The organism is Schlesneria paludicola DSM 18645 (assembly GCF_000255655.1).
GTDB lineage: Bacteria > Planctomycetota > Planctomycetia > Planctomycetales > Planctomycetaceae > Schlesneria > Schlesneria paludicola.
In genome coordinates, this window is sequence record NZ_JH636434.1 from 3474001 (window position 1) to 3482311 (window position 8311).

Here is an 8311-nt window from a genome sequence, read left to right on the forward strand (position 1 = left end):
TTGACTCATCTGGGAATGCGTTCGCCAATCGCAAACAAGGCTACTGCGCAATCGACCATGAAACAATCGGTTCAAGAATCTCACAGCGTACTGAAATCGCGGAAGCCTGCTTGTCGTGAACTCAAATCTGTCATGACACGTTCAATGCCACCGTACCTGTTCTTCTGAAGTCAACGCGCTGCTACGTGAGCTTCTCGGCGGCGAATGGTAGTGAAATGCGGTTCATCCATCTGGGAAACCTCCGCAGACAATGTCCCCGCGCGAACTGACCCACGGCCCCCCCAATGAGAGCCGGGATCCATCCTGTAACCATGATGGGAACAATTGCGGGCGAGTCGGGCACCCAATTGTCGACAAGCATCGTCAGACCGAACTCAGGATTGACCATGGCGGCGAATTTGGGAACACCCAGCGTGAGCACAATAATCATGACAAGTTGCATCGCCCACGATTTGCCGACGACCGACTTAAACGTTCCGTTCCGGAATAACACAACGAAGGGATAGATATACCCAACGGAAAGAAAAGATATCGCCGTCAAAGTGATAAATACTTCCCGCATCGCAATCGGCCTTTCTACGGTCAGCATGCTCCATTATTCATCGATGGCCGCTCGCGCATGCTGACAAACTCGCTGCTTGAACAAAAGTCGCGCGATTGTTGCGAGACCATATCCCCAGGCAAAACTATTCATTCCGACAACGATGCTTACCATGACGACACCGTTATACGTGGGCCCACCTTCCGCGGAAGGCAACAGCAGGATCCAGGCAAATGGAAGCCCCACCAGAAACAGACATGCGATCACGATCTCGAAGACGGGTGACTCGGCCGTCTGCAGATTTGAAATGAGCACCGGCCAAGCGGCACAGTTCAGAATCGTCAGCCAGCCGCCAAGGTTTGGCTTCCACCGAAAGTCCATTATTCTTTCCATGCCACTTCGGAATCGTGAAACATTAAGACATTGTGACATACATGAATGGCGAGCATTGTCAACGTTTTTTTCTTCAAGATTCGATCAACGACGGATTCGAGATGATGATCAAATTCAAGCTCTGTTTTTTTGTTGTGAGGCGGACAATCATACACCACAAGAAAAAGACATAGCGACTTAAGTTTCGATGAAAATCGTTTACCACTGCTGAACACCCCGTCAGACGGTTCAGATCCTCTTGCCTCATCAAAGTGGAGTTTGCCATGTTTCGATGTCTCGGAGTCTCAATCGTGTTCTTGATCGCGAACCAGCAACCGAGCCATGCGGCCGAGTTCACCGGTGAGGTCATCATCGTCATCTCGAAGGATGGGTCGTCAGACGCCATCCAGCAAGCAGAAATTCGCGAGATTGCCGGTCAACGATTCGTCGGCGGAAAACTGGTTGTCACCGGTACGACACCAGATGCTGGCAAAGTCACAGGCAATCGGATCTGGATCTCTGTCAGCGAGATCGCCCGAGTCATTGAATATGACACGCTGGCCCAACTCACTGGTAAGACCAACCCTGTTGAACCCACCGACGTGATGGCTCGAATTGTGGCGTTGGGCGGAAATTTTGGGCGTGACAGGAACGAGACCGGCAGCCCGATCGTCAGCGTCGATCTCTCGAGTTGTACGAAACTTGAAGACGGCGATTTCGAATTGCTCAGTCAACTAACGACTTTGCGAGAACTGCATCTTCATGAGGCAGTGATTCCTGCAGCGGGCTGGAAACAGATCGGCAAACTCAAGGACCTCAAGTATCTCGGACTCATCGGCGTCAACGTGACCAATGAAGGACTGAAAGAACTCGAAGGCCTGCAGGCTCTGGAGGAGATTCGCGTCGGGAATACGGGAATCTCAGATGCGGGACTCAAGGAACTGGCAAAGCTCAAGAATTTAAAAATGGTGGGATTGATTGGAACGGCGGTCACGGATGCGGGCGTCAAGGAATTCAGCGAAGCCCTTCCCGAAATGCGCCACAATCTTGGGCCAGAGGGAGAAGGCGGTGGAGGAGGTGGGCAGCGATCCGACCCCAACTTCGATGTCTCCATTGAGTCGCCTGCCTATGTCGACAAACATCCATCTGTTCTATTTGATGAGGCGCACCAGAATTTCCATACCGCCACGGGACGATACAAAACGTACGCCGATCTGATGACCAATGACGGTTACAAGGTGGTGCCGAACAAAGAGGTCCTCACCCCGGAACGTCTCGCAGGTCACGACATCCTGATCATTGCAAATGCCTGCGCCGCAAACGAAACCTCGAAGTCCGCCTTCACGGATGCCGAGTGCGATAGCATTCAGAACTGGGTCGGCGACGGCGGTTCGCTGCTGCTCATCACGGACCATGAGCCGTTCGCGTCGGCGTCCGAAGAGCTGGGGAAGCGATTCGGCGTGCAGATGAGCCTGCAAGTGGCTGTCGATCCCAAGAATGAATCCAACGTCGGATTGCAGTTTGTGCGTGAGGCCCATCAAATCGGACAACATCCAATCACGACCGGACGCAACGAGTCCGAACGTGTCAATCGCGTGCTGACCTTCACGGGGCAATCGCTGAAGGGTCCCGATGGAAGTGTGCCACTCTTGAAGTTTGCGGACACCGCGAAGTACTCCATGGATGATCGTTCGGCCGCTGGCCGCAGCCAGGGACTGGCACTCAACTTTGGCAAAGGCCGCGTCGTCGTCATGGGTGAAGCCGCACAACTTTCCGCACAAGTGTACGGCAACCCGCCCGAACCGATGGGGATGAACGTTCCCGGCTGCGACAATCGAAAACTGGCGATCAATGTGATGCACTGGCTCTCGGGAATACTCAATAGCAGTACCGCATCGAAGGCGAGTCCTGCAGACTCAGACTCAACTCCCGCAACGGCCCCAACCGACACGACAAACAAAGATAAGTCCGATAAAGTCCGCGAGGAACAATAACGAGCATCGGCCCGGCAGGCCCCTTGGCCGACTTAACTCGCAACGGAGTCCGACACGGGCGTCATGACAGCCGCCGTGGTACACCGGTCACATGACGCTGGCTCACTTTGGTCGGTGGTTATCAAGGCGGTCGGCGAACTGGCCTTGATCTCCGCCGGAAACGTGGCCGCGATTTCGGGTATCGTCCGTTTCTTTGGCTGACGCAGCAGCAACCATGCGGAGATCAGCGCCAGGGGTAGGGCGAACGACCAATAGGGAACCTTCACGTGAAAACGTTTGGATTTGCCTGATTTGAACCCCTCTGACCCGGGAACTCCCAATCTTGGAATCGCTCTCTGCGACGGGAGCTCGAACCCGTTGAAGCTCGCTTCACGAAACTCAAAACCAAGAAGCCGCCAATCTTTGATCCGAGTTGGAGGATCCGCGAACACCGAATGGGACAAGCCGATCGACCGACTCGAAGAGGGAATTCGCGCCTCACGCTCACGCCGTTTCAGGAACTTTCCAATCGGCTCAGACTCCAAGTGGAATCGAGAGACTCGAAACAATTCACGGGTCTGTTCTTTGATCGTGATGTGATATTCAAGGCGACCACAGTATGAGGCGACAGAATTCGTAATGCGGTCTGTTACTTTAAGAAACAAAGAATCCGCACAAATGAAACTCCTCACCCATCCCCCAGTGAAGCCGCAAGCCAGCACAAGCATCGCAAGGCCCGTCTTTCGTCGCCACCCATAAAAAAATTTGACCACGCGCTGTTTCTATGTAGGCGAGTAACCTGACTTTCGTCCTCGAAATTTAACGCCACAAGACGCGATGGTATCCTACTTCAATAGTAACCCTGCTGCAAACGAAAGACATTAACGCCTATTTTCGGGGCGTCAATTTCATACGGAATCGTCTTTACAAAGGATCACAGTGTGAGGTAACCGTTCACAGCCCGGGGACTGGCTCATTTTCCCGCGGTAAAGGGATGGCTTACCCTTGTCCATGCACTGTGGATTCCAATTGAACCAGGAAAATGTGCCTGCCCCCGGGCTGTGAACGGTTACGGGTCCTCCCGAGGGATCGATTCGACCCCATATACAACATGGATGCAGCGCGCAACAAACTTTCTTTAGCGCCACACTGGACAATTTAGGTAGACGTCAAAAAAGCTAAGCAAGTGTGTTTGATCGCGCACCTAAGCCCTATGCAACGTCAAATCGATCGGACGGGAGGACCCGTTTCAGTCTCAGGGAGAAAAACAAACAAAGAGTCTTTGATGCGGTAGGTAGTTCGTATACGGAGCTCGTTCGTTCGGTCAGTAGGACCCGCACGACTGGCTGGTGATGACTTCTATTTTGCCGGAGCCTTCTCATTTAATGGAAAGGAAGAAGAAGCGCCCGACAGGACGTTTTTTTTATTCAGAACTTCCATCGCCAATTGAGCCCGCGTTGCTTGAGGAGTGCCCTGCACATCGACGGCAACCGCTGCAAGGATACCGCTGGCAACTCGCAACTGTTGCTCCGCCATGTGATTCAACAATACAGCTCGCAGATCTGCATACCTCTCAGCTACTTCAGGATTTAGTTTTCGATTCTGCTCCGCGTCATTTTGCAGGGTTTGGTAAAGGGTTCGCATCTGTTCATAAATGTCTTGGGGCGGCTGCTCAATCGGCGAGCCATTATTGAATGAAAAGCCTGGGGATCGATTGTCCTGCCCCGTAGAAACGACCTGGCTGGCAATCACACCAACGATCGTGAACACAATTCCCAAAGCGATTTGCTTCCGCATGGTTTGTCCTTAATCCTTCAACACACCTGACCAAAAACCGACGAAAGTATGCACCGCAGTTGAATTAAGAGTCAATCCGTCTTTCGACCCGCTCGGATGTTCCCGGGCAATCTCTCCCATGGTACGTGAGCCACTACGATCCTGACGGTGGCCTGCGGACAAAGTCATGCGGTCCGGGAAAAGTTGGGTTGTCGGCCGCGAGAAGGTTGGCTGACACGATCCATGCGCAGTTGGTCACTGGGACGTACCAATCCGTCAAGAAGTCCTCATGGGATAGTTTCTTCGCACATTACAAGAAGCACGCTGAGGACACCTTTGACGTTCTGTCGCGAGAGACTGCTCTTCGATCAATCGAGACCTTCGCCCGTGTCGCGAAACCAAAGTTGATCAAGGCGATCACGACGGAAAGGGTGGACAGGTTCATCGCGGATCGGCGGAAGGAACGGGCAACCAAAAAGAAGCTGGAGACGGACAAGTTAGTATCACCTGCGACCGTCAACCGTGAACTTCGGTACGTGCGAGCCGCACTCCGACTCGCCGAGGACTGGGGCTACATTTCGAAGGTTCCAAAGTTCAGGTTTCTGAAGACTCACGAGAAGCTTCCGACGTACGCGCCTCCAGAACACTTTGCTGCGATCATGCACGCGTGCTCCGCCGCGACGCTACCGAATAACTTGCCCAATGTCTCCGCACCGGAATGGTGGCGGGCACTTCTGATCTCGCTTTACATGAACGGCTGGCGAATCAAGCAGATGCTGAACGTGCGGCGCGAGGACGTCAACCTGACCGCCATGACGGTTCTAAGTCGGGCAGAACACAACAAAGGGCGTCGCTATGAAGAGATTCCGCTTCACCCGTTCGTCGCCGAGTATCTGAAGCCATTGCTTGGGAACTTCAGTGAGTTACTGCTTCCATGGGACCACAACCGCCGAACGCTGTGGGTTGAGTTTGGGAAGATCCAGCAAGCCGCGAAACTGACGGATGGAACGCCACTACCCAAAGGGGGAAGAACGGTCGCAGGTATGGGTTCCACGATCTGAGGCGAGGCTTTGCGACGCTCAACGCGGAATCGATGGACCTATTCGAGCTGCAAAAGCTGATGCAGCACAAGTCCCTTGAAACAACCCGGGGCTATGTGAATATGGCGAAGCGCCTGAATCGAGCTGTTTCCAACCTATTCGTCCCAGAAATTCGGGACACTGAAACCGCGTGAGTTTCAGACGGTGGAAATGGATTCTACATGGATCAATAAAAAACGACGAACCGAAGTTCGCCGTAAGTTCTTATCTAGCAAGTGGCTGGGGGCGGGATCGAACCGCCGACACCAGGATTTTCAGTCCTGTGCGGGGTAGGATTTTCCGAAGCAAGAACCTCACAATCGTCAACACTGATACAGCGCAAACTGACGATTTGCGGGTAAGTCAAGATGAGCGTCACCGCCATAATTGACGGTGACGCTCCCGGAAATCGCTTCAATTTTCTTGGCGCTCTGGCGATTCGAAAAAGCGATCCAGCCGTCTCGCGGCAATTTCACAGTTCGCTTCCTCGCGTTCGATCCCGACACCGTACCGGCCCGATTTGGCAGCGGCGACCAGTGTCGTACCACTGCCCGCAAAACAGTCGATGAGTGATTCACCAACCGGGCAGAATTCGACCAGTTTGACCATCAATTCCGTTGGCTTCCCGACGATGTGAAATTTGTCGGCCTGGCGAACCGATTCGTGGTGGCAGCCTGGGAACGGACCTGCATCGGCGCGCGGCCTACATTTCCCGTTCGTTCCCCAGACCAGGTATTCGCATTGGTGGCGTGCGTAGCCTTTATGCGGGGATCGTGATGACAGGCCTTTGTCCCAGGCGATCAATCCACGCCAAGTGAAATCGGCGGCCTGGAACGCATCGGTCACAGACGGCAATTGACGCCAATCGGTGAACACCAGGCCATAGCCACCATCCTTCAATAGTCGTCGACAAGCCGACATCCAGAAGACCGACCAAGCGACGAATGATCGTTGGTCCTTTGCATCACCGCTGAACGTTGGCCGACCTTTCGCATCGCCGTTCTGGCAATACTTCGCGACCGGATCAGCCGTTTTCGCTGAGGACGTTGCCGCACCGCTGCAGTAGGGCGGATCGGTCAGCATGACCGAGAATTTGCCAGGCTCAAGAACCGGGAAAACTTCGTGGCAGTCGCCGTGGTAAAGAGCGATCCCTGCTCGTTCGTAATAAGGCTTCATGTTGTTCCTTCAACGTGAATGATCTTCAAAACCGTCACAACCAGAACTGACGTCGTTGAATCAATCACGCTGAAGCGGCGGCCCGCGAGCAGGCATGGAAGGTCGACCTATGTTTGCGCATGACATAACGCGGCCCTTGGTGGGACGTGCATGTCGGCCTGCAACAAGGTCGACGTGTTAGACCGGTCGTTGGTTACAGCCTTCGACCGGTCGTTTCGTTCTTTGATTAACAGACCGGTCGGCGATGCGCTCAAAGGTACCGGGCTTGATTAACCCGCGAATGCGATTCATATTCACTTCGTTCTAGAAGAGGCGGCCAATTAGCCGAAATCCACTTCAGATAAGGTGCTCACAAGTTCTGCAGTAAGAGGTCGCTATGGCTATCTCGGTCGCTGACTACCTGATTGACCAGAGTGGCATCGAATGGCCCAATGTGCTGGCTTCGTGGTCGTGGTTATTGCCGCCAAATTTCACCATATGGCTGGTCAATCGGTTCGCCGACTTGTTCTTGGTTTTGCCGAACGGCACGGTCCACATGCTGGATGTTGGGGGCGGCACGCTGACAAAGCTTGCCGACAGCCGAGACGAGTTCTGTGCCAAAATCGACGAGGATGATAACGCCAATCAGTGGCTCATGATCCCGCTAGTGGACCAGATGGTCGCCGCAGGCGCGGTTCTCCAGCCCGGTAAGTGCTACGGATTCAAGACGCCGCCGGTGCTGGGCGGCGTCTATACCGTCGAGAACGTAGGGCCACTTTCGGTTTGGGATTACTTGGGGGCATACGGCTCCATCCACGAGCAGCTCCAGGACGTGCCGGATGGTTCGCAAGTCATCCTCAAGCTGGTCCACAATCCGGATGAACTAGGTCCCGCAGCAGTCGGCGGGGAGGAGCAGGCCTTTCGAGGTTCGTAGCTCACCGGTGCCCACTCCACAGCTGTGCTTGGTCGTTACGGCCGGCAGGCATGGGGCGAAAGATCTAATATTATACCCCTCCTGTCCGGTCCACAGCGAACCGGTCGTTTCATTTATTATCTGCCAGCGGATGGATACGCTGCGCATTTTGGTGTGTCCCAGCGCTGATCGTTTCTTAGGGAGTGGTTCTGGAGTGATTGTTTTCGACATCCGCACCGACGACTGCCATTCTGATTTCATTGCGCGTGTGAACCGAGACCTAGAGAGTGAGGCAGGCAAATCCTATCTGGCCCGTTTCGGCCCTGTGTGCAGCCCGCAGTGGTGGGCCTGCTTCGACCGCGGCGAATTCCGCATACAGGTTCAGTGCGGACTAGTGACTCACGTCGGCCCTCGGATCAACGACGTTAAAGAGGAGGAGGACGTGATCGAGATTGATTGCGCAGGCTCGCTCGTAGTGATTGATCGCGTCGAACATTGGGCC

9 protein-coding genes are annotated in these 8311 nt (G+C 54.1%); 5 read left to right on the forward strand and 4 right to left on the reverse strand.

Translation table 11 applies throughout. The annotated features are described in order from the left end of the window. Nucleotides 1–181: 181 nt before the first annotated feature. On the reverse strand, nucleotides 182–589 hold the full coding sequence (locus OSO_RS0116955; protein ID WP_010584419.1) for a hypothetical protein: 408 nt from the start codon (nucleotides 587–589) through the stop codon (nucleotides 182–184). A 6-nt stretch (nucleotides 590–595) separates the two neighbouring features. Next, entirely contained in the window at nucleotides 596–922 is a 327-nt protein-coding gene (locus OSO_RS0116960) for a hypothetical protein (protein ID WP_010584420.1), read from the reverse strand. A gap of 275 nt (nucleotides 923–1197) precedes the next feature. Between OSO_RS0116960 and OSO_RS48135 the strand changes: the two genes are divergently transcribed. After that, complete coding sequence (locus tag OSO_RS48135) at nucleotides 1198–2907, forward strand: leucine-rich repeat domain-containing protein (RefSeq protein ID WP_010584422.1); 1710 nt, start codon at nucleotides 1198–1200, stop codon at nucleotides 2905–2907. Between the two features lie 1338 nt (nucleotides 2908–4245). Here the strand turns inward: OSO_RS48135 and OSO_RS0116980 are convergent. Beyond that, entirely contained in the window at nucleotides 4246–4683 is a 438-nt protein-coding gene (locus tag OSO_RS0116980; protein WP_010584423.1) for a hypothetical protein, read from the reverse strand. A 188-nt stretch (nucleotides 4684–4871) separates the two neighbouring features. Here OSO_RS0116980 and OSO_RS0116985 point away from each other — a divergent pair, with 188 nt between their 5' ends. Together OSO_RS0116985 and OSO_RS52620 are read left to right on the forward strand one after the other, a co-directional pair. Next, nucleotides 4872–5723 (forward strand): tyrosine-type recombinase/integrase, encoded by an 852-nt coding sequence (locus OSO_RS0116985; protein WP_157605224.1) that lies wholly within the window; start codon nucleotides 4872–4874, stop codon nucleotides 5721–5723. Then, on the forward strand, nucleotides 5720–5896 hold the full coding sequence (locus OSO_RS52620; RefSeq protein ID WP_083842885.1) for a site-specific integrase: 177 nt from the start codon (nucleotides 5720–5722) through the stop codon (nucleotides 5894–5896). The genes OSO_RS0116985 and OSO_RS52620 overlap by 4 nt, the downstream gene beginning before the upstream one ends. 259 nt (nucleotides 5897–6155) lie before the next feature. On the opposite strand, the gene OSO_RS0116995 is transcribed toward OSO_RS52620, so the two are convergent. Next, nucleotides 6156–6917: a DNA-methyltransferase gene (locus tag OSO_RS0116995; protein WP_010584426.1), complete on the reverse strand. Its 762-nt coding sequence runs from the start codon at nucleotides 6915–6917 to the stop codon at nucleotides 6156–6158. Between the two features lie 376 nt (nucleotides 6918–7293). On the opposite strand from OSO_RS0116995, the gene OSO_RS0117000 reads away from it, so the two are divergent. Both OSO_RS0117000 and OSO_RS52030 read left to right on the forward strand, forming a co-directional pair. Beyond that, nucleotides 7294–7830, forward strand: coding sequence for a T6SS immunity protein Tdi1 domain-containing protein (locus tag OSO_RS0117000; protein WP_010584427.1), 537 nt, complete (start codon nucleotides 7294–7296; stop codon nucleotides 7828–7830). Nucleotides 7831–8023: 193 nt separating this feature from the next. Next, nucleotides 8024–8311 (forward strand): hypothetical protein (locus OSO_RS52030; RefSeq protein WP_010584428.1); only part of this gene is annotated, 288 nt, incomplete at its 3' end.